The following is an 18,675-nucleotide window of genomic DNA, read 5'->3' as shown; positions in this document are numbered from 1 at the left end:
ACCAAGCCATGCGCCTCAACATCTCCGCCTGGGCGATCCGCAAGCCGCTGCCCTCGATCGTGCTGTTCCTCGTGCTGGTGGTGCTCGGCCTCGTCAGCTTCCGGTCCCTGCCGATCACGCGGTTTCCCAACATCGACATCCCGATCGTCTCGGTGACGATCACGCAGTCCGGCGCCGCGCCCTCCGAGCTCCAGACCCAGGTCACGAAATGGGTCGAGGACTCGGTCGCGGGCGTGAAGGGCGTCAAGCACATCATCTCGACCATCACCGAGGGCATCTCGACCACCACCATCGAGTTCCGCCTGGAGGTGAACCAGGACCGCGCCGTCAACGACGTGAAGGATGCGATCTCGAAGATCCGCATCAACCTGCCGCGCACCATCGACGAGCCGGTGATCCAGCGCGTCGAGATCGCCGGCCTGCCGATCATGATCTACGGCGCCTCCGCGCCCGCCATGACGCCCGAGGACCTGTCCTGGTACGTGGACGACGTGGTCGCCCGCTCGATCCAGGGGGTGAAGGGGGTCGGCGGCGTCGAGCGCCTCGGCGGCGTCGCCCGCGAGGTCCGCGTCACCCTGAAGCCCGACCGGCTGCTCGCGCTCGGCATCACGGCGGCCGACGTGAACCGGCAGCTCCGCCTCACCTCCGCCGACATGGCGGGCGGGCGCGGCGAGGTCGGCGGCCAGGAGCAGTCGATCCGCGCGCTCGCGGCCTCGGCCAGCCTCGACACGCTGGCGGCCACGTCGATCGTGGTGCCCGGCAACCGCAAGGTCCGCCTCGACGAGCTCGCGACGCTCTCCGACACGGCCGAGGAGCCGCGCACCTTCGCCCGCTTCAACGGCGAGCCGGTGGTCGGATTCGCGATCTCGCGGGCGATGGGCGCGAGCGACGCGCAGGTCGCCGACGGCGTCGCCAAGCGGGTCGCCGAGCTGCACGCGGCCAATCCCGACGTGCGCTTCGACCTGATCGACACCAGCGTCGTCAACACGATCGGCAACTACCACTCGGCCATGCTCGGGCTGCTCGAGGGTGCCGCGCTCGCCGTCGTGGTGGTGCTGCTGTTCCTGCGCGACTGGCGCGCCACGCTGATCGCGGCCATCGCCCTGCCGCTCTCGGTGCTGCCGACCTTCTGGGTGATGAGCGCGCTCGGCTTCTCGCTGAACGCGGTCAGCCTGCTCGCGATCACGCTGGTGACGGGCATCCTCGTGGACGACGCGATCGTCGAGATCGAGAACATCGTCCGCCACATGCGCATGGGGAAGTCGGCCTACCGGGCGGCGCTGGAGGCGGCCGACGAGATCGGCCTCGCGGTCATCGCCATCACCGCGACCATCATCGCGATCTTCGCCCCCGTCTCCTTCATGCCGGGCATCGCGGGCCAGTACTTCAAGCAGTTCGGCCTCACCATCGCGGCGGCGGTGTTCATGTCGCTGCTCGTCGCGCGGCTGATCACGCCGCTGCTGGCCGCCTATTTCCTGCGCGACCACGGGCCGGACCATGCCCGCGAGGGCGCGGTGATGCGGGCCTATACCCGGCTCGTCGCGTGGTCCGTGCGGCACAAGTTCGTCACCCTGGTCGCGGGCCTCGCGTGCTTCGCCGCCTCGATCTGGTCCACGAGCCTGCTGCCCTCGGGCTTCCTGCCGGCCGAGGACCAGGCCCGCACCCTGTTCGTGGTGGAGTTGCCGCCGGGCGCCCGCCTCGCCGACACGGTGCGCGTGAGCGACGGGCTGGTGGACAGGATCCGGGCGCTGCCCGAGGTGAAGAGCGTGTTCGTCGATGGCGGCCGCCAGCTCCCCGGCAAGAAGGAGGTGCGGCTCGCGAGCCTGACCATCAACCTCGTGCCGAAGACCGAGCGCCACCGCACGCAGAAGCAGGTGGACGTCGCCATCGCCGCCATCCTGCGCGAGGAGCCCGACATCCGCTTCTGGGCGCTGCGCGAGGGCGGCCAGCGCGACCTCGCCCTCATCATCAGCGGGCCCGACAAGGCCGCGGTGGCCGAGGTGGCCGCGCGCCTGCAGCGCGAGGCGGCCGGCGTGCCCTACCTCGTCAACGTGATCTCGACGGCGCCGCTCGACCGCACCGAGATCCGCATCCGCCCGAAGCCCGGCGTCGCGGCCGATCTCGGCGTCTCGACCGATCTCATCGCCGAGACGGTGCGGGTGGGCACCATCGGCGACATCGGCGCCAACCTCGCCAAGTTCAACGCCGTCGATCGGCAGGTGCCGATCCGCGTGCAGCTTCCTGAGCGCCTGCGCGGCGATCTCGACGCGCTGGGCGCCCTCAAGGTGCCGGTGAAGGGCGGCGCCGCGGTGCCGCTCGCCACGGTGGCCGAGATCAGCCTCGGCCAGGGCCCCACCGCGATCGACCGCTACGACCGCTCCGTGCGCGTGGCCATCGAGGGCGACATGCGCGGCACCGACGCCCTGGGCTCCCTCATCGAGCAGGTCCTGAGCCTGCCCGCGGCCAGGAACCTGCCGCCGGGCGTCACCATCAAGCAGACCGGCGACGCCGAGGTGATGGGCGAGGTCTTCGAGGGCTTCGCGCTCGCCATGGGCGCCGGCCTGATGATGGTGTTCGGCGTGCTGATCCTGCTGTTCGGCTCGTTCCTGCAGCCGATGACGATCCTGTTCTCGCTGCCGCTCTCGATCGGCGGCGCGATCCTCGGGCTCCTCGTCTTCCACATGCCGATCTCGATGCCCGTGGTCATCGGCATCCTGATGCTGATGGGCGTGGTGACGAAGAACGCCATCATGCTCATCGACTTCGCGGTGGAGGAGATGGCCCGCGGCGTCGACCGGGTGACTGCCATCGTCGATGCCGGCCGCAAGCGCGCCCGGCCGATCGTGATGACGACCATCGCCATGGCCGCCGGCATGGTGCCCTCGGCCCTGGCGCTCGGCATCGGCGGCGAGTTCCGGGCGCCGATGGCGGTGGCGGTGATCGGCGGCCTGATCGTGTCGACCCTGCTCTCGCTGGTCTTCGTGCCCGCGATCTTCATCCTGATGGACGACCTCTCGCGCCTGCTCGGGCGCCTGTTCGGCCGCTTCGTCGGCGAGCGCGACGATCCCCTGGACGAGGCCCCCTTCGCAGGCCCGGACCATCCGGCCAATGACGGGCGGGCCTATCGCGCGCCGGTGGCGGCGGAGTGAGACGCTCCTTCTCCCCTCCCTGAAAGGGGGGAGGAGAGCGTGCCCCGCGCGGCGAAAGCGCGGGCGTTAACGCCACCTCAAGGCCGCCGGGCTTGGCTGTCCCGATGCCGACAGCCGCTCAAGCCCTCCGCGCACCGAGCCCGCTCATTCCCGGGGACGAGGCCCTGCACGCCGCGATGCGCGGCTGGCTCGCCGCCCTCGCGCAGGAGCGGCGCATGGCCGCCAACACCGTGGTCGCCTACGAGCGCGACCTACGCCAGTTCCTCGCGCATCTCGCGGTCCGCTCCGGCCCGCCGACCATCGCGCGCCTGATCGCCCTGAAGCCCCGCGACATCCGCGCCTTCATGGCCGCGCGCCGGGCCGACGAGATCGGCGGGCGCTCGCTGATGCGCGCGCTCGCCGGGCTGCGCTCCTTCGCCAAGCACCTCGAGCGCGAGGGCCACGGCACGGTGGCGGCGCTCGGCGCCGTGCGCTCGCCGAAGGTGGAGCGGCGCCTGCCGCGCCCGCTCCCCGTCGCCGCGGCCAAGGCCCTGACCGATGCGGACCTCCACGCCGACACGGAGCGCGAGCCCTGGATCCTCGCCCGCGATGCGGCGGTGCTGGCGCTGCTCTACGGCTCGGGGCTGCGCATCTCGGAGGCGCTCGGCCTCCTCCGGCGCGACGCGCCCCTGCCCGGCATCGACGCGGTCACCGTGCTCGGCAAGGGCAGCAAGCAGCGCATGGTGCCGGTGCTGCCCGTCGTCGCCGAGGCGGTCGCGGCCTATCTCGCCGCCTGCCCGCATGCCCTGCCGCCGGAGGGCCCTCTCTTCGTCGGCGCCAAGGGCGGTCCCCTCTCGCCCCGCATCATCCAATACGCGGTGGCGCGCGCCCGCGGCGCGCTCGGCCTGCCGGACAGCGCGACGCCACACGCGCTGCGCCATTCCTTCGCCACCCATCTCCTCGCCCGCCAGGGCGAGCTGCGCGCCATCCAGGAGCTGCTCGGCCACGCCTCGCTCTCGACGACGCAGCTCTACACGAAGGTGGACGCGGCCCGGCTGCTCTCCGCCTTCGAGGCCGCGCATCCGCGCGCCGGCCGGATCGCCGCCGGGCTCGACCCGGTCCAACTGTAAACTCTGCAATCGTCCTTCAAGTCGAGGCGCGATAGTTAAAGTTGTACGGGCGCGATTTCGGCATCCGGTTTCGGATTAAGGCACCGCTCACCTTTATGGCTCATATCGGGGCTGTCAGCACCATGGACAGGACCCCATGCCGTACAGCACCCTCGGCGCACGCGTCGTCATCGCGGACAGCGATCCGGGCCGGCGCGCGACGCTGTCCGGGATCGTGCGCCGGTTCGATGCGAGCGCCCGGATCCGCGAGACCGATGCGGGGCCCGAGCTGATCGAGATCATCCGGGTCGAGAAGCCGACGACGGCCTTCGTCGGATTCCAGCTCGCCGGGCTGAGCGGGCCCGAGGCGGTCGCCGTATCGCGCAAGACCGGCGGCGTCCTGGGGAGCCTCGTCCTGATCACCGCCCGGGTCATGCCGCAATGGCAGGATCTCGCCACCAGCCTCGGCGCCTACGAGGTGCTGAAGACGCCCCTCGACCCGGCCCATATCGAGAGCCTGATGCATGCCGATGCCCGCCGCCGGCAGCCGACCCACGTCCTGCTCGCCTCCTCCTCCGAGGGCGCGCGCAACGCCATCGGCCGCGTGCTCGCCCGCAGCGGCTTCAACCTCGTGGTCGACGAGACCGATGACGGGCGCCACGCCCTGAAGCAGCTCGGCCTCGCGCAGTACGACCTCGCCTTCATCGACGCCAAGCTCGGCGGCCTCGACGGGCTGGAGCTCGCCTGCCAGGCGCAGCCGCTGGGTCTCTCCACCCGCATCACCCTGCTGACGGCGGGCGATCCCGAGCCCATCGCCCAGGCCGCCCGCTTCTTCGGCGTCGACTCGATCCTGCGGATGCCCTTCTTCGCCCGCGACATCGACCTCGCGCTCCACCACGCGCTGGGCCTGCGCCGCCCCTATCTCCTCAACGCGGTCACCGCGCCCCCGGCCCCCACCGCGCTCCTGCGCATCGCCGACCTCGCCCCGACGCGCCGCTCGGCCTGACGGTTCCGCACCGCGGGAGCCCCGACGCGCCGAGCGCCTTCTCCCTCTCCCGCAGAGGGGAGAGGGCTGCGATGGGGGATCGGGCTCCCCCACCCGAAAGGCCGCCTGTCAGACGTGGATGGCGCGCTTGGCGACCGCGAGGGCGGCCTCCTTGACGGCTTCGGTGAGCGTCGGATGCGCGTGGCAGGTGCGGCCGATGTCCTCGGAGCTGGCGCCGAACTCCATCGCCACCGCCACCTCGGCGATCAGGTTGCCGGCATCCGCGCCCACGATGTGCACGCCGAGCACCCGGTCGGTCTGCGCATCCGCCAGGATCTTCACGAAGCCGTCCGTGGTGCCGTTGGCCTTGGCGCGGCCGTTGGCCGTGAAGGGGAACTTGCCGGCATTGTAGGCGACGCCGTCCTTCTTCAGCTCCTCCTCGGTCCGGCCGACCGAGGCGACTTCGGGGAAGGTGTAGACCACGTTCGGGATCACGCCGTAATTCACGTGGCCCGACTGGCCGGCCAGGATCTCGGCCACGGCGACGCCCTCGTCCTCGGCCTTGTGGGCGAGCATCGGGCCGGCGATCACGTCGCCGATCGCGTAGATTCCGGTGACGTTGGTGGCGAAGTGCTCGTCCGTCTGGATGCGGCCCTTGTTGTCCACCTGCACGCCGACGGTCTCCAGGCCGAGCCCGGCCGTGTAGGGCACGCGGCCGATGGCGACGAGCACCACGTCGGCCTCCAGCACCTCGGCCTGCCCGCCGGCCGCCGGCTCCACCGTGACCTTGGCGCCCTTCTTGGCCACCTCGACGCCGGTGACCTTGGTGGACAGCCTGAAGGCGATGCCCTGCTTGGTCAGGATCCGCTGGAACTGCTTGGCCGTTTCGCCGTCCATGCCCGGCAGCACCCGGTCGAGATACTCGACCACGGTGACCTCGGCTCCGAGCCGCCGCCAGACCGAGCCGAGCTCGAGCCCGATCACGCCCGCGCCGATGACGAGGAGCTTCTTCGGCACCGCGCCGAGCGCGAGGGCGCCGGTGGAGGAGACCACCACCGTCTCGTCGATCTCGACGCCGGGGAGCTTCGCCACGTCCGAGCCGGTGGCGATGACGATGTTCTTCGTCTCCAGCATCCGGTTGCCGCCGTCCTCGGAGACCACCTCGACGCGACCCGCGCCGGCGATGCGGCCGGTGCCCTGGTAGCTGTCGACCTTGTTCTTCTTCAGCAGGAACTCGACGCCCTTGGTGTTGCCGGCGACGCCCTCGTCCTTGAAGCCCATCATCTTCTTCAGGTCGAGCGTCACTCCGCTCACCTCGATGCCGAGATCGGCGAAGTGGTGGTTGGCCTCCTCGAAGGCCTCCGAGGCGTGGAGAAGGGCCTTGGACGGGATGCAGCCGACATTGAGGCAGGTGCCGCCATGGGTCGCCCGCTTCTCGACCACCGCGGTCCGCAGGCCGAGCTGCGCCGCGCGGATGGCGCAGACATAGCCCCCGGGGCCGGTGCCGATGACGACGAGATCGTAAGCGCTCATGGTCCGTTCGTTCCTAACCGTTGTTCAGCGATGCCCCGGCCGCGGGGCGATCCTGGAGCGTCCGCTGCGCCTCAGCGGCCCCCGGTGACTTGCAGGACGGCGCCCGTGGTGTAGGCGGCCTCGTCGGAGAGCAGCCAGACGACGGGCGCGGCGATCTCGTCGGCCGTCCCGGGCCGCTTCATCGGGATCTGCGACGCCAGCGCCCAGGCCCGGTCGGGCTGGCCGCCGCTCGCGTGGATCTCGGTGTCGATGATGCCGGGCGCCACCGCGTTGACGCGGATGCCCTCCTCGGCGACCTCGCGGGCGAGGCCGAGGGTGAAGGTGTCGATCGCCCCCTTCGCGGCGGCGTAGTCGACATATTGCCCCGCCCCGCCGAGCCGTGCGGCCACGGAGGAGAGGTTGACGATCGCCCCGCCCCGGCCGCCGTTGCGGGTCGACATCCGCCGCACCGCCTCGCGGGCGCAGAGCAGGCTGCCGACCACGTTCACGCGCATCATGCGGTGGAGGCGCTCGGCTCCCATCGCCTCGACCCGGGCGGCGACGTCGACCACGCCCGCGTTGTTGACGAGGCCCGCCACCGTGCCGAGCCGGTCGGCCGCCGCGAACAGCGCTTCGACGTCCGCCTCCGCGCCGACATCGGCCCGCACCGCACAGGCCTGCCCGCCCGCATCCGCGATCGCGGCGACCACGGCCTCTGCGGCGGCCGCGTCCGAGACGTAGCTCAGGCAGACCCGCCAGCCGCGCCGGGCCGCCAGCATCGCGACGGCGCGGCCGATGCCGCGGCTGCCGCCGGTGACGACGGCGACCTTGTCGGCGATCTCGGGCATGGCGCGGGCCTTCGGCGTCGCTCAGAGGTCCAGAACGAGGCGCGCCGGGTCCTCCAGGGCCTCCTTCACGCGAACGAGGAAGGTCACCGCCTCCTTCCCGTCCACGATGCGGTGGTCGTAGGAGAGGGCGAGGTACATCATCGGCCGCGCCTCGATCTTGCCGGCGCGCACCACCGGCCGCTCCTCGATGCGGTGCATGCCGAGGATGCCCGATTGCGGCGCGTTGAGGATCGGCGTCGACATCAGCGAGCCGTAGATGCCGCCGTTGGTGATGGTGAAGGTGCCGCCCTGCATCTCCTCGATGGAGAGCTTGCCGTCGCGGGCCTTCTTGCCGAAGCCGGCGATCGTCTTCTCGATGCCGGCGATGGAGAGGTCGTCGGCGTCGCGCACCACCGGCACGACGAGGCCCTTGTCGGTGCCGACCGCGATGCCGATGTGGTAGTAGTTCTTGTAGACGAGGTCCTGCCCGTCGATCTCGGCGTTGACCGCCGGCACGTCCTTGAGCGCGCCGATCACCGCCTTGGTGAAGAAGCCCATGAAGCCGAGCTTCGTGCCGTGCTTCTTCTCGAACACGTCCTTGTACTGGCTCCGCATCGCCATCACGGCCGACATGTCGACGTCGTTGAACGTCGTCAGCATCGCCGCGGTGTCCTGCGCGTCCTTGAGGCGGCGCGCGATGGTCTGGCGCAGCTTCGTCATGCGCACGCGCTCCTCGCGCGCGGCGTCGTCCGGCGCGGAAGGCGCGCGCGGCAGGGTCGGGCGGGCCTCCTTCTGGGCGGGCTGCGACGCGCCGGCCGCTCCCCCCTTGGCGATGGCGCCGAGCATGTCGCCCTTGGTGACGCGGCCGTCCTTGCCGCTGCCGTTCACGCCCGACGGGTCGAGGCCGGATTCGCGGGCGAGCTTGGCCACCGCCGGGCCGTGGTCGCCGACCGGGCGGTCGCCTTGGGACGCCTGCTTGGCGGGCGCCTCGCTGCGGCTCTCGGCCTTGGTCTCGGCGGCCTGCTTCGGGGCGGGCTTCGCCTCGCTCTTCGCCTCGCTCTTGGCCTCACTCTTGGCGCCGCCCGCGCCCGCCTCGACGATCGAGCCGAGGATGGCGCCGGGCTCCACCGTCTCGCCGTCCTTCACCAGGATCTCGCCGAGCTGGCCGGCCGCGGGCGCGTTGACCTCCAGGGTGACCTTGTCGGTCTCGAGCTCCACCAGGGGCTCGTCGGCGGTGACCGTGTCGCCGGGCTTCTTGAACCAGCGGCCGATCGTGGCCTCGCTCACGGATTCGCCGAGCGTCGGGACGAGGATGTCGGTTGCCATGCTCTCACTGCCCCGCGCGGGGGCCTCCTCTGGCTAACGGGCCGCGGCCTCTAGCGCCGCAGGATCAGGGATGGAACGGGCGAGACGGTGTAGGCGAAGCCTGTCTGCGCCTTGATGACGGGATCGGCGGCGCCGAGTTCCTGGGCCTGGGCCTCGTCCGCCGCCTCGACGAGGGCGAGGCCCCAGGCGCCGCCGGCCTCGAAGACCGGCCCGACCGCGACGGCCTCCCCCGAGGCCGCCCGCTCCAGCCAGTAGGCCGAATGCTCCGAGAACAGGGCCTTCTCGGCCTCCGTCGCGTCGAAGGGGAAGCTCGGACGCGGCGGGTTCAGGCGCAGGAGGAAATAGGCCATTGCCTCGGGCTCTCGGTGGTCAGACCGCCAGCGCCTCGTTGAGGAAGGCCTGGAGCTGCGCCTGGTGCTTCGACATCAGGCCGACCGCCGTGGAGGCCGAGGCCGGGCGGCCGACATAGCGCGGACGCCGCACGGAGGCGTTCGCTTGGCCGAGCACCCATTCGAGATAGGGCTCCACGAAGCTCCAGGCGCCCATGTTCTTGGGCTCCTCCTGGCACCAGATCACCTCGGCGTTGCGGAACCGGGCCATCTCGGTGGCGAGCGCCTTGAGCGGGAACGGGTAGAGCTGCTCGACGCGCAGGAGGTAGATGTCGTTGAGGCCCCGCTTCTCGCGCTCCTCAAGCAGGTCGTAATAGACCTTGCCCGAGCAGAGCACGACGCGGCGGATCTTGTCGTCGCGCACGAGCTTGATCTCGCTGCCCTCGTGCTCCGCATCGTCCCAGAGGATGCGGTGGAAGGTCGAGCCGTCGCTGAGCATGTCGAGGGGCGAGACCGCCCGCTTGTGGCGCAGCAGCGATTTCGGCGTCATCAGGACGAGGGGCTTGCGGAAGTCGCGCTTCAGCTGCCGGCGCAGGATGTGGAAGTAGTTGGCCGGCGTGGTGCAGTTGGCCACCTGCATGTTGTCCTCGGCGCAGCCCTGCAGGTAGCGCTCGAGGCGGGCGGAGGAGTGCTCCGGCCCCTGGCCCTCGTAGCCGTGCGGCAGCAGCATCACGAGGCCCGACATGCGCAGCCACTTGCGCTCGCCCGAGGCGATGAACTGGTCGATGACGACCTGCGCGCCGTTGGCGAAGTCGCCGAACTGCGCCTCCCACAGCACCAGGGAGTTCGGTTCGGCCAGCGAGTAGCCGTACTCGAAGCCGAGCACCGCCTCCTCGGAGAGCATCGAGTTGATGATCTCGATGTTGGCCTGCCCCTCGCGGATCGAGTTGAGCGGCGTGTAGCGCTGCTCGTTCTCCTGGTCGATCACCACGGCGTGGCGCTGCGAGAAGGTGCCGCGCTCGACATCCTGGCCCGAGAGACGGACCCGGTTGCCGTCGAGCAGGATCGAGCCGAAGGCCAGCGCCTCGGCGGTCGCCCAGTCGATGCCGACGCCGGTCTCCACCGCCTTGGCGCGGTTGTCGAGGAAGCGCTGGATGGTGCGGTGCAGGTGGAAGCCGGGGGGCGACTGCGTGATCCGCTGCCCGATCTGGCGCAGCGTCTCGGCCGGCACGGCGGTGCGGCCGCGGCGGGGATCGTCCACGTCCTCGTGCACGGCCTTGAAGCCGGACCAGCGCCCGTCGAGCCAGTCGGCCTTGTTGGCCTTGTAGTTCGTCGCGGTGTCGAGCTCGCTGTCGAGCATCTCCCGGAACTCGGCCTTTCGGGCGTCGAGCGCCTCCTGGCTCAGGGTGCCGTTCTCGACGAGCTTGCGGCCGTAGCTCTCCAGCGCGGTCGGGTGCTTGCGGATGCGCTGGTACATCTTCGGCTGGGTGAAGGCCGGCTCGTCGCCCTCGTTGTGGCCGAAGCGGCGGTAGCAGAGCATGTCGATCACGACCGGCTTGCCGAACTTCTGCCGGTACTCGACCGCGACCTTGGCGGCGAAGGTCACCGCCTCCGGATCGTCGCCGTTGCAGTGGAAGATCGGCGCCTCGACCATCTTCGCCACGTCGGACGGGTAGGGCGAGGAGCGCGAGAAGCGCGGATCGGTGGTGAAGCCGATCTGGTTGTTGATGATGAAGTGCACCGAGCCGCCGGTGCGGTGGCCCTTGAGGCCCGACAGGCCGAGGCACTCGGCCACCACGCCCTGGCCGGCGAAGGCCGCGTCGCCGTGGATGAGGAGCGGCAGGACCGTGCGGCGCTCGACATTGGGCTTGGCCCACTGGTCCTGCTTGGCGCGGACCTTACCGAGCACGACGGGATCCACGATCTCCAGGTGCGAGGGGTTGGCGGTGAGCGAGAGGTGGACGTTGTTGCCGTCGAAGGCGCGGTCGGACGACGCGCCGAGATGGTACTTCACGTCGCCCGAGCCCTCGACCTCGGCCGGCGAGGCCGAGCCGCCCTTGAACTCGTGGAAGACCGCCCGGAAGGGCTTGGCCATCACGGTGGTGAGCACGTTGAGCCGGCCGCGATGGGCCATGCCGAGCACGATCTCGCGGACGCCGAGGGCGCCGCCGCGCTTGATGATCTGTTCCAGCGCCGGGATCATCGCCTCGCCGCCATCGAGGCCGAAGCGCTTGGTGCCGGTGTACTTGAGGTCGAGGAACTTCTCGAAGCCCTCCGCCTCGATCAGCTTGTTCAGGATCGCGCGACGCCCCTCGGGGGTGAAGGAGATCTCCTTGTCCTTGCCCTCGATGCGCTCCTGCAGCCACGCCTTCTCGGCCGGATCCGAGATGTGCATGAACTCGACGCCGAGCGTCTGGCAGTAGGTCCGCTCCAGGATGTCGACGATCTCGCGGATCGTGCCGAATTCGAGCCCGAGCACGTTGTCGAGGAAGATCGGCCGGTCCCAGTCGGCTTCGGTGAAGCCGTAATGCTGCGGGTGCAGCTCCTCGTGGTCGCCGCGCGGCGCCAGCCCCAGCGGGTCGAGCTTGGCATGCAGGTGGCCGCGCATGCGGTAGGAGCGGATCAGCATGATCGCGCGGACGGAATCCTTGGTGGCCTGCTCCACCGAGACGCCGGTCCTGGCCACCACCGCGGCGCCGTCCACGGGCTTGCCGGGCTTGGCATCGCGCGCCAGGATCTTGTCGCCGAGGCCCTTCTCCAGGGCCGCCCAGTTGCCGTCGAGCGCCGAGACGATCTCGCCGTTCAGCGGCACCGGCCAGTTGGGCTTGGTCCAGGAGGCGCCGGCGGCGTTCTTCTCCACCAGCGTCTCGTCCTCGCCGAGCGCCTTGAAGAAGTTCTGCCATTCGGGATCGACGGAGGCCGGGTTGCGCGCGTAGGCCGCCTGCAGCTCCTCGATATAGGCGGCGTTGCCGCCGTAGAGGAACGAGGTTTCGAGGAGCGCTTCGTTCAGGTCCTGGCGTGCCATGGTCCGTCCATCCTGCTCGGGTGTGCGGCCCGCAATCCGGGGCGGACCGCCCTCAACCGTCCCGGATGCATCCCCAGCCCTCGCGCGGGGCGCGCGGGCGCATCCATCGGAAAGTCCGTCGCGGGGCATGCCGGTCGGCACGCCCCGGTCGTCGCGCCTCCAGGCGCCTCGGGATCCCCCGCACGCCCCGATGGGCACGCGGGGGGTAGGGTTCAGCCCTTCAGGACATCGACCAGCGTCGAGCCGAGCCGGGCCGGCGAGGGAGAGACGCGGATGCCCGCCGCCTCCATCGCCGCGATCTTGTCCTCGGCGCCGCCCTTGCCGCCCGAGATGATCGCGCCGGCATGGCCCATGCGGCGGCCCGGAGGCGCGGTGCGGCCCGCGATGAAGCCGACCATCGGCTTCTTGCGGCCGCGCTTGGCCTCGTCCTTCAGGAACTGCGCGGCCTCCTCCTCGGCCGAGCCGCCGATCTCGCCGATCATCACGATCGACTCGGTCTTCGGATCGGCGAGGAACAGCTCCAGCACGTCGATGAACTCGGTGCCCTTGACCGGATCGCCGCCGATGCCGACCGCCGTGGTCTGGCCGAGGCCCGCATTCGAGGTCTGGAACACCGCCTCGTAGGTCAGCGTGCCGGAGCGCGACACGATGCCCACCGAGCCCGGGCGGAAGATGTTGGCCGGCATGATGCCGATCTTCGATTCGCCGGCGGTGACGATGCCGGGGCAGTTCGGGCCGACGAGGCGCGACTTCGAGCCGGCGAGCGCCCGCTTCACCCGCACCATGTCGAGCACCGGGATGCCCTCCGTGATGCAGACGATGAGCGGGATCTCGGCGGCGATGGCCTCGCAGATCGCGTCCGCGGCGCCCGGCGGCGGCACATAGACGACGGAGGCGTCGGCGCCCGTGGCCTCGCGGGCCTCGGCCACCGTGTCGAACACGGGCAGGCCGAGATGGGTCGAGCCGCCTTTGCCGGGGCTCGTGCCGCCGACCATCTTGGTGCCGTAACTGAGCGCCTGCTCGGAGTGGAAGGTGCCGTTCTTGCCGGTGAAGCCCTGGCAGATGACCTTGGTGTTGGCGTCGATCATGACGGACATCGGATCAGGCTCCCTTCACCGCGGCGACGATCTTCTGGGCGGCGTCGTCGAGGTCGTCGGCCGGGATGACGTTGAGGCCGGACGAGCGGATGATCTCCTTGCCCTCTTCGACGTTGGTGCCCTCCAGGCGCACCACCAGCGGGACCTCGAGGCCCACCGCCTTCACCGCCGCGATCACGCCGCGGGCGATGACGTCGCACTTCATGATCCCGCCGAAGATGTTGACGAGGATGCCCTTCACCTGCGGGTCGGCGGTGATGATCTTGAAGGCCGCCGTGACCTTCTCCTCGCTCGCGCCGCCGCCGACATCGAGGAAGTTCGCCGGCTCCTCGCCGTAGAGCTTGATGATGTCGAGGGTGGCCATGGCGAGGCCGGCGCCGTTGACCATGCAGCCGATCGTGCCGTCGAGCGCGATATAGGCGAGGTCGTACTTGGAGGCCTCGATCTCCTTGGCGTCCTCCTCGGTCTCGTCGCGGAGCGCCACGATGTCGGGGTGGCGGTAGAGCGCGTTCGAGTCGAAGGAGATCTTGGCGTCGAGGCACTTGAGATGGCCGTCGCCGGTGAGCACCAGCGGGTTGATCTCGAGCATGCTCATGTCCTTGGCCGTGAAGGCCCGGTAGAGCTTCTCCGTCAGCTCGCCCGCTTCCTTGGCTTGGGCGCCGGACAGGCCGAGCGCCTTGGCGACCGCGCGGCCGTGATGGGGCATGATGCCGGTGGCCGGATCGACCGAGAAGGTGATGATCTTCTCAGGGGTGTCGTGGGCGACCTGCTCGATGTCCATGCCGCCTTCCGTCGAGACGACGAAGGCCACTTGGCCGGTGGCGCGGTCGACGAGCATCGACAGGTAGAACTCGGCGGCGATCGAGGCGCCTTCCTCGATGTAGAGACGGTTGACCTGCTTGCCGGCCTCGCCGGTCTGCACGGTCACCAGCGTCGCGCCGAGCATCTCGGAGGCGAACTGCACCACCTCGTCCTTGGACTTGGTGACGCGCACGCCGCCCTTGGCGCCGGCGGGAGCCCCCTTGAAGGTGCCCTTGCCGCGGCCGCCCGCGTGGATCTGGCTCTTCACCACCCAGACCGGGCCGCCGAGCGCGTCGGCCGCAGCGGCGGCCTCCTCGGGCTTGAAGATCGCGACGCCGCGCGAGACCGGCAGGCCGAACTCGCGCAGTACCCCCTTGGCTTGATATTCGTGGATGTTCATTGGCGTCCTCCTCGCGTCCCCAACGAAGGGCTTCGATACCCTGAGTCACGGCACGCGCGGTGCTGGCATACCAGAGCCGCGCGTGCCACGCGAATGGCTCAGGCGAGGGCGCCGTTGATGCCCTTGCAGGCCTCGATCAGGCCCTTCACCGAGGCGATCGACTTGTCGAACATCGCCTTCTCGTCGGGGTTGAACTCGACCTCGAGGACGCGCTCGACGCCCTCGGCGCCGATCACGATCGGCACGCCGATGAACAGGCCGTCGATGCCGTACTGGCCCGACAGGTGCGCGGCGCAGGGCAGGACGCGCTTCTTGTCGCGCAGGTAGCTCTCGGCCATCGCGATCGCGGAGGCCGCCGGCGCGTAGAAGGCCGAGCCGGTCTTGAGCAGGTTGACGATCTCGCCGCCGCCCTTGCGCGTCCGCTCGACCATGGCGTCGAGCTTCTCCTGGGTGGTCCAGCCGAGCTTGACGAGGTCCGGCAGCGGCACGCCGGCCACCGTCGAGTAGCGCACCAGCGGCACCATGTCGTCGCCGTGGCCGCCGAGCACGAAGGCGGTCACGTCCTCGACCGAGACCTTGAACTCGTCGGCCAGGAAGTGGCGGAAGCGGGCGGAATCGAGCACGCCGGCCATGCCGACGATCTTGTTGGTGGGGAGCCCCGAGAACTTCTGCAGCGCCCAGACCATCGCGTCGAGCGGGTTGGTGATGCAGATGACGAAGGCGTTCGGGGCGTATTGCTTGATGCCCTGGCCGACCGACTCCATCACCTTGAGGTTGATGCCGATGAGGTCGTCGCGGCTCATGCCGGGCTTGCGCGGCACGCCGGCGGTGACGATGATCACGTCGGCGCCCTCGATCGCCGCGTAGTCGCTGGCGCCGGAGAACTTGGCGTCGAAGCCGTCGACGGGGGCGGACTCGGCGATGTCGAGGCCCTTGCCCTGCGGGATGCCGTCAGCGATGTCGAACAGCACGACGTCGCCGAGCTCCTTCAGGCCCGCCAGATGCGCCAGCGTCCCTCCGATCTGGCCGGCCCCGATGAGCGCGATCTTGCTGCGTGCCATGTGGTCAGAACCTCTGCTGTGCCTGGATCGACGTTCAGTTGATGCGGGTACGCGGGGTACGCGGATGCGTCCGGAGCGGGCTCGCGGCGGGCGTCCCGAGCGGCCGGTTCGTTCGAGCGGCTGTGTGGCCGAAAAGCACCTCTGCTTCAACCCGACGAAGGTCCAGCAAGCATGCATCGGGCCAGCGCCGCGGGGGCGGGCTGGCCGGGAGGCGCCGTGGAAAGCTCAGCCGGTGGAAGCGCTTAGGCGCGGCCGGGCCACGCCGGATTCGGTGGCAAAGCTTCGATGACAGATTCTGAAAGTTGTCATTTCGCCCTTTGCCGGCCTCGCGAAGCGGTGCGGCCGGAGGCCCGGACCGGGCGCTCGGAACAGGGCGGATCGGGGATTCGCAAGGCCCCGTGACGGGAGCCCGGCCGCGGCGGCCGGGCTCGTCGCGGCGTCAGAGCACGCCGGTGCGCAGCACGCGCTGGATCGCGTGGATCACCGCGCCGAAGCGGGCCTCGATCAGGTCGCGCGGCACGTCGGCATCGTGCTGGATCGCCAGCGGATGCGTGAAGCGGTAGCTCGCGTCGAAGATGTAGGCGATCGCCCGCTCGCGGTCCCGGGCCGAGAAGGTCCCGGCGACGATGCCTTCCTCGACCACCCGCTCGACCAGGCTGCGCAGGCGCACCCGGTGGCGCCGGGCGATGGGCCGGGCCGCCACAGTGGCGTCGAGATGGACGGCGAACAGGTTGGGCTCGTTGCCGAGCGCATCCCGCTGCAGGGTGGCGAGCGCCGTCAGCAGCCGCTCGATCTTGTCGTCGGCAGGGTCTGGCGCGTCGGCGATGCCGGCGAGATACGCCTCGATGTCGCGCAGCCAGCGCCCGGCCACCGCGTCGAGGAGCGCGTCCTTCGACGGGAAGTAGCGGTAGACGTTGGCATGCGTCATGCCGGCTTCCGCGGCGACGGCGACCACCGTCACGCGCTTCGGGCCGAGCCGCGCGAGATGCTCTGTGGCGATGCCGAGAAGGCGCACGTCCGCGGAGACGGGTGCCGGCCGGGGCCGCAGGGAGCCCGGCCGCGGGGCGGGTTTGGCACCGGCATGGAGGGCTGTGACCTCGGTGCCGGCCTGTTCAGCCTGACCGGCCGCTTCCTCTGGCGCGTCGCGCGATCGTTCAGATTCCGGATGAACGAAAGGAAGTGGCAGGCGGGATGTGGAAAGGTGGTAGGGCGAGACGAACCCCCATCTGACCGGCGAAGCGAGCCCACGCTTCGGTGAATATCAAGATCTCCCCCCGGGAGTCTCTTTGGACGGGCCATTCAGACCCCTCAGGGTCCGTATGTTCATTTCTGTTTGAGAACGCAACAAATTTTTCTTGTCGTCACCCGTTCAGAAGCGGTTCTTCCACGCCCGAAGGGCCACGAACACCGCCTCGGGCTCGGTTCCGGGCGGCAGATCGACCGATTCGGCCAGGGAAGGCTCCGCACTGCGCAGGAAAGGATTGGTAGCCCGCTCCTGCTCCAGGGTCGAGGGCACGAGGAAGCGGCCTTCGGCCTGCGCCCGGTCGGCCTCTGCGGCGCGGGCGCGCAGGGCGGCGTTGCCGGGCTCGGCGGCGAGGGCGAAGCGGGCGTTCGAGAGCACGTAGTCGTGCCCGCTGAAGATCTGCGTGGCGCCGGGCAGCCCCTCGAATCGGCGGAGCGAGCGCCACAGGGTCTCGGGCGGGCTCTCCATCACCCGGCCGCAGCCGAGGGTGAACAGGGTGTCGCCCGCGAAGGCGAGGCCGGCCGCGGCGAAATGATAGGTGACGTGGTCGAGGCAATGCCCGGGCGTCTCCCAGACCTCGCCCTCGAGGTCGCCGACGCGCACCCGGTCGCCCTCGGAGACGTAGACGTCGGCATCCGGCACGTCCTCGCGCGCCTTGACCGGGGCGGTGAGGCGGGCGCCGGTGGCGCGCCGGACCTCGGGGATGCCCTCGATATGGTCGATGTGGCGATGGGTGACGAGGATGTCGGTGAGCCGCCAGCCGGTCTCGTCGAGGGCCCGCAGCACGGCGCCGGCCTCCGGCACGTCGATGGCCGCGCAGGCGCCCGTCCGGGAATCGCGCAGCAGCACGCCGACATTGTCGCTGCGGCAGAGGAAGGTGCGGAACTCCGCGCTCAAGCCGTCTCTCCCTGTCGGGCCCGTCGTCGCGGGCTTGGGCAGACAACCGTGACCGGAACCCGTGGGTTCCGGCCGCAGGTGCCGCCATGGAACTTGCCGGGACGCCTCCGGCTCCCCATTGAAGCAGGGCGGGCGCCGGCGCGAGGGCTTGCCCGCTCCGAACCGAATCCCGCGAACCCTCATGCGCCTCGACGTTACCGACCTGCGGGCCTTCTACGCCAGCCCCCTCGGCGCGGTGACCCACCGCCTTGTCGGCCGGGCGATCCACGGATTCCTCGGCTCGGTCTCGGGCCTGCGCGTGCTCGGGCTCGGCTACGCCACGCCCTATCTCGGCCCCGTGCACTGCATCGCCGAGCGCACGCTCGCCTTCATGCCGGCGACGCAGGGGGTGGTGAACTGGCCCGGCGCCGGCCGCTCCTGCGCGGCGCTCGCCGATCCGACCATGATGCCGCTGCCCGAGGCCGCGGTGGACCGGGTGATCCTGGTTCACGCCCTCGAATCGGTGGAGAGCCCCACCGAGCTGCTGCAGGAGGTCTGGCGCACCCTCACCCCCGGCGGGCGGATGATCCTGGTGGTGCCGAATCGCCGCGGCGTCTGGGCCCGCCGCGAGGCCACGCCCTTCGGCCACGGCCAGCCCTACAGCCGCTCGCAGCTCGGCCGGCTGATGCGCGACACCCTGTTCTCGCCGGAGGGCTGGGCCGAGACCCTGTACATGCCCCCGGTCCGCTCGCGCCTGATGCTGCGCACGGCCCCCGCCTGGGAGCGCTTCGGCACCTCGCTCGCCATGCCGTTTGCCGGCCTGCACGTGGTCGACGCCACGAAGCAGCTCTACCGGCCGGTCGCCGTGCAGCAGGTGCGCCGGGCCCGGCGGCTCGCCCCGGCGCGGGTGCTGGTGCCCGCCCCCGCGCCGGGCTGACGGCCTCCCGACTTTGCCG

At 70.5% G+C, this 18,675-nt stretch carries 14 protein-coding genes; 4 read left to right on the top strand and 10 right to left on the bottom strand.

The window, feature by feature from the left end:
* Positions 1–8 precede the first annotated feature (8 nt).
* The 3 genes from MTDSW087_RS20230 to MTDSW087_RS20220 all read left to right on the top strand — a co-directional run bounded on the left by MTDSW087_RS20230 (position 9) and on the right by MTDSW087_RS20220 (position 5,243).
* Positions 9–3,149, top strand: a complete 3,141-nt coding sequence (locus MTDSW087_RS20230; protein ID WP_144766705.1) for an efflux RND transporter permease subunit — start codon at positions 9–11, stop codon at positions 3,147–3,149.
* 104 nt (positions 3,150–3,253) lie between these two features.
* Complete coding sequence (locus MTDSW087_RS20225; protein WP_144766704.1) at positions 3,254–4,258, top strand: tyrosine recombinase XerC; 1,005 nt, start codon at positions 3,254–3,256, stop codon at positions 4,256–4,258.
* Between the two features lie 136 nt (positions 4,259–4,394).
* The gene (locus tag MTDSW087_RS20220; RefSeq protein WP_144766703.1) at positions 4,395–5,243 is read left to right on the top strand and encodes a response regulator; all 849 of its coding nucleotides are present in this window, start codon (positions 4,395–4,397) and stop codon (positions 5,241–5,243) included.
* Between the two features lie 108 nt (positions 5,244–5,351).
* Here the strand turns inward: MTDSW087_RS20220 and lpdA are convergent, their stop codons facing one another.
* The 10 genes from lpdA to gloB all read right to left on the bottom strand — a co-directional run bounded on the left by lpdA (position 5,352) and on the right by gloB (position 17,740).
* Positions 5,352–6,755, bottom strand: coding sequence for a dihydrolipoyl dehydrogenase (gene lpdA / locus MTDSW087_RS20215; RefSeq protein ID WP_144766702.1), 1,404 nt, complete (start codon positions 6,753–6,755; stop codon positions 5,352–5,354).
* A 71-nt stretch (positions 6,756–6,826) separates the two neighbouring features.
* Positions 6,827–7,582 (bottom strand): SDR family oxidoreductase, encoded by a 756-nt coding sequence (locus tag MTDSW087_RS20210; protein WP_144766701.1) that lies wholly within the window; start codon positions 7,580–7,582, stop codon positions 6,827–6,829.
* 21 nt (positions 7,583–7,603) lie between these two features.
* On the bottom strand, positions 7,604–8,887 hold the full coding sequence (odhB, locus tag MTDSW087_RS20205; RefSeq protein ID WP_144766700.1) for a 2-oxoglutarate dehydrogenase complex dihydrolipoyllysine-residue succinyltransferase: 1,284 nt from the start codon (positions 8,885–8,887) through the stop codon (positions 7,604–7,606).
* Between the two features lie 50 nt (positions 8,888–8,937).
* Complete coding sequence (locus MTDSW087_RS20200; protein ID WP_144766699.1) at positions 8,938–9,237, bottom strand: YciI family protein; 300 nt, start codon at positions 9,235–9,237, stop codon at positions 8,938–8,940.
* A gap of 19 nt (positions 9,238–9,256) precedes the next feature.
* On the bottom strand, positions 9,257–12,241 hold the full coding sequence (locus MTDSW087_RS20195) for a 2-oxoglutarate dehydrogenase E1 component (RefSeq protein WP_144766698.1): 2,985 nt from the start codon (positions 12,239–12,241) through the stop codon (positions 9,257–9,259).
* Positions 12,242–12,453: 212 nt separating this feature from the next.
* Positions 12,454–13,338, bottom strand: a complete 885-nt coding sequence (sucD, locus tag MTDSW087_RS20190; RefSeq protein WP_144766697.1) for a succinate--CoA ligase subunit alpha — start codon at positions 13,336–13,338, stop codon at positions 12,454–12,456.
* Between the two features lie 4 nt (positions 13,339–13,342).
* Positions 13,343–14,539: an ADP-forming succinate--CoA ligase subunit beta gene (sucC, locus tag MTDSW087_RS20185; protein WP_144766696.1), complete on the bottom strand. Its 1,197-nt coding sequence runs from the start codon at positions 14,537–14,539 to the stop codon at positions 13,343–13,345.
* Between the two features lie 98 nt (positions 14,540–14,637).
* Entirely contained in the window at positions 14,638–15,600 is a 963-nt protein-coding gene (mdh, locus tag MTDSW087_RS20180; RefSeq protein ID WP_144766695.1) for a malate dehydrogenase, read from the bottom strand.
* Positions 15,601–16,039: 439 nt separating this feature from the next.
* Positions 16,040–16,648, bottom strand: coding sequence for a TetR family transcriptional regulator (locus tag MTDSW087_RS20175; protein ID WP_306421678.1), 609 nt, complete (start codon positions 16,646–16,648; stop codon positions 16,040–16,042).
* Positions 16,649–16,969: 321 nt separating this feature from the next.
* On the bottom strand, positions 16,970–17,740 hold the full coding sequence (gene gloB, locus MTDSW087_RS20170; protein ID WP_238178793.1) for a hydroxyacylglutathione hydrolase: 771 nt from the start codon (positions 17,738–17,740) through the stop codon (positions 16,970–16,972).
* Between the two features lie 181 nt (positions 17,741–17,921).
* Between gloB and MTDSW087_RS20165 the strand changes: the two genes are divergently transcribed.
* Positions 17,922–18,656: a methyltransferase domain-containing protein gene (locus MTDSW087_RS20165; protein WP_144766692.1), complete on the top strand. Its 735-nt coding sequence runs from the start codon at positions 17,922–17,924 to the stop codon at positions 18,654–18,656.
* Positions 18,657–18,675 lie beyond the last annotated feature (19 nt).

Source organism: Methylobacterium dankookense (assembly GCF_902141855.1).
In the GTDB taxonomy this organism is placed as follows: Bacteria; Pseudomonadota; Alphaproteobacteria; order Rhizobiales; family Beijerinckiaceae; genus Methylobacterium; species Methylobacterium dankookense.
Note: the sequence above shows the minus strand (reverse complement) of the source record. Positions and strands in the feature narration are given on the sequence as shown.

Excerpts from the sequence above, each read along its gene's own strand:
- MTDSW087_RS20230 (WP_144766705.1), top strand. The coding sequence starts at position 9 with ATGCGCCTCAACATCTCCGCCTGGGCGATCCGCAAGCCGCTGCCCTCG.
- MTDSW087_RS20225 (WP_144766704.1), top strand. The coding sequence starts at position 3,254 with ATGCCGACAGCCGCTCAAGCCCTCCGCGCACCGAGCCCGCTCATTCCC.
- MTDSW087_RS20220 (WP_144766703.1), top strand. The coding sequence starts at position 4,395 with ATGCCGTACAGCACCCTCGGCGCACGCGTCGTCATCGCGGACAGCGAT.
- lpdA (WP_144766702.1), bottom strand. The coding sequence starts at position 6,755 with ATGAGCGCTTACGATCTCGTCGTCATCGGCACCGGCCCCGGGGGCTAT.
- MTDSW087_RS20210 (WP_144766701.1), bottom strand. The coding sequence starts at position 7,582 with ATGCCCGAGATCGCCGACAAGGTCGCCGTCGTCACCGGCGGCAGCCGC.
- odhB (WP_144766700.1), bottom strand. The coding sequence starts at position 8,887 with ATGGCAACCGACATCCTCGTCCCGACGCTCGGCGAATCCGTGAGCGAG.
- MTDSW087_RS20200 (WP_144766699.1), bottom strand. The coding sequence starts at position 9,237 with ATGGCCTATTTCCTCCTGCGCCTGAACCCGCCGCGTCCGAGCTTCCCC.
- MTDSW087_RS20195 (WP_144766698.1), bottom strand. The coding sequence starts at position 12,241 with ATGGCACGCCAGGACCTGAACGAAGCGCTCCTCGAAACCTCGTTCCTC.
- sucD (WP_144766697.1), bottom strand. The coding sequence starts at position 13,338 with ATGTCCGTCATGATCGACGCCAACACCAAGGTCATCTGCCAGGGCTTC.
- sucC (WP_144766696.1), bottom strand. The coding sequence starts at position 14,539 with ATGAACATCCACGAATATCAAGCCAAGGGGGTACTGCGCGAGTTCGGC.
- mdh (WP_144766695.1), bottom strand. The coding sequence starts at position 15,600 with ATGGCACGCAGCAAGATCGCGCTCATCGGGGCCGGCCAGATCGGAGGG.
- MTDSW087_RS20165 (WP_144766692.1), top strand. The coding sequence starts at position 17,922 with ATGCGCCTCGACGTTACCGACCTGCGGGCCTTCTACGCCAGCCCCCTC.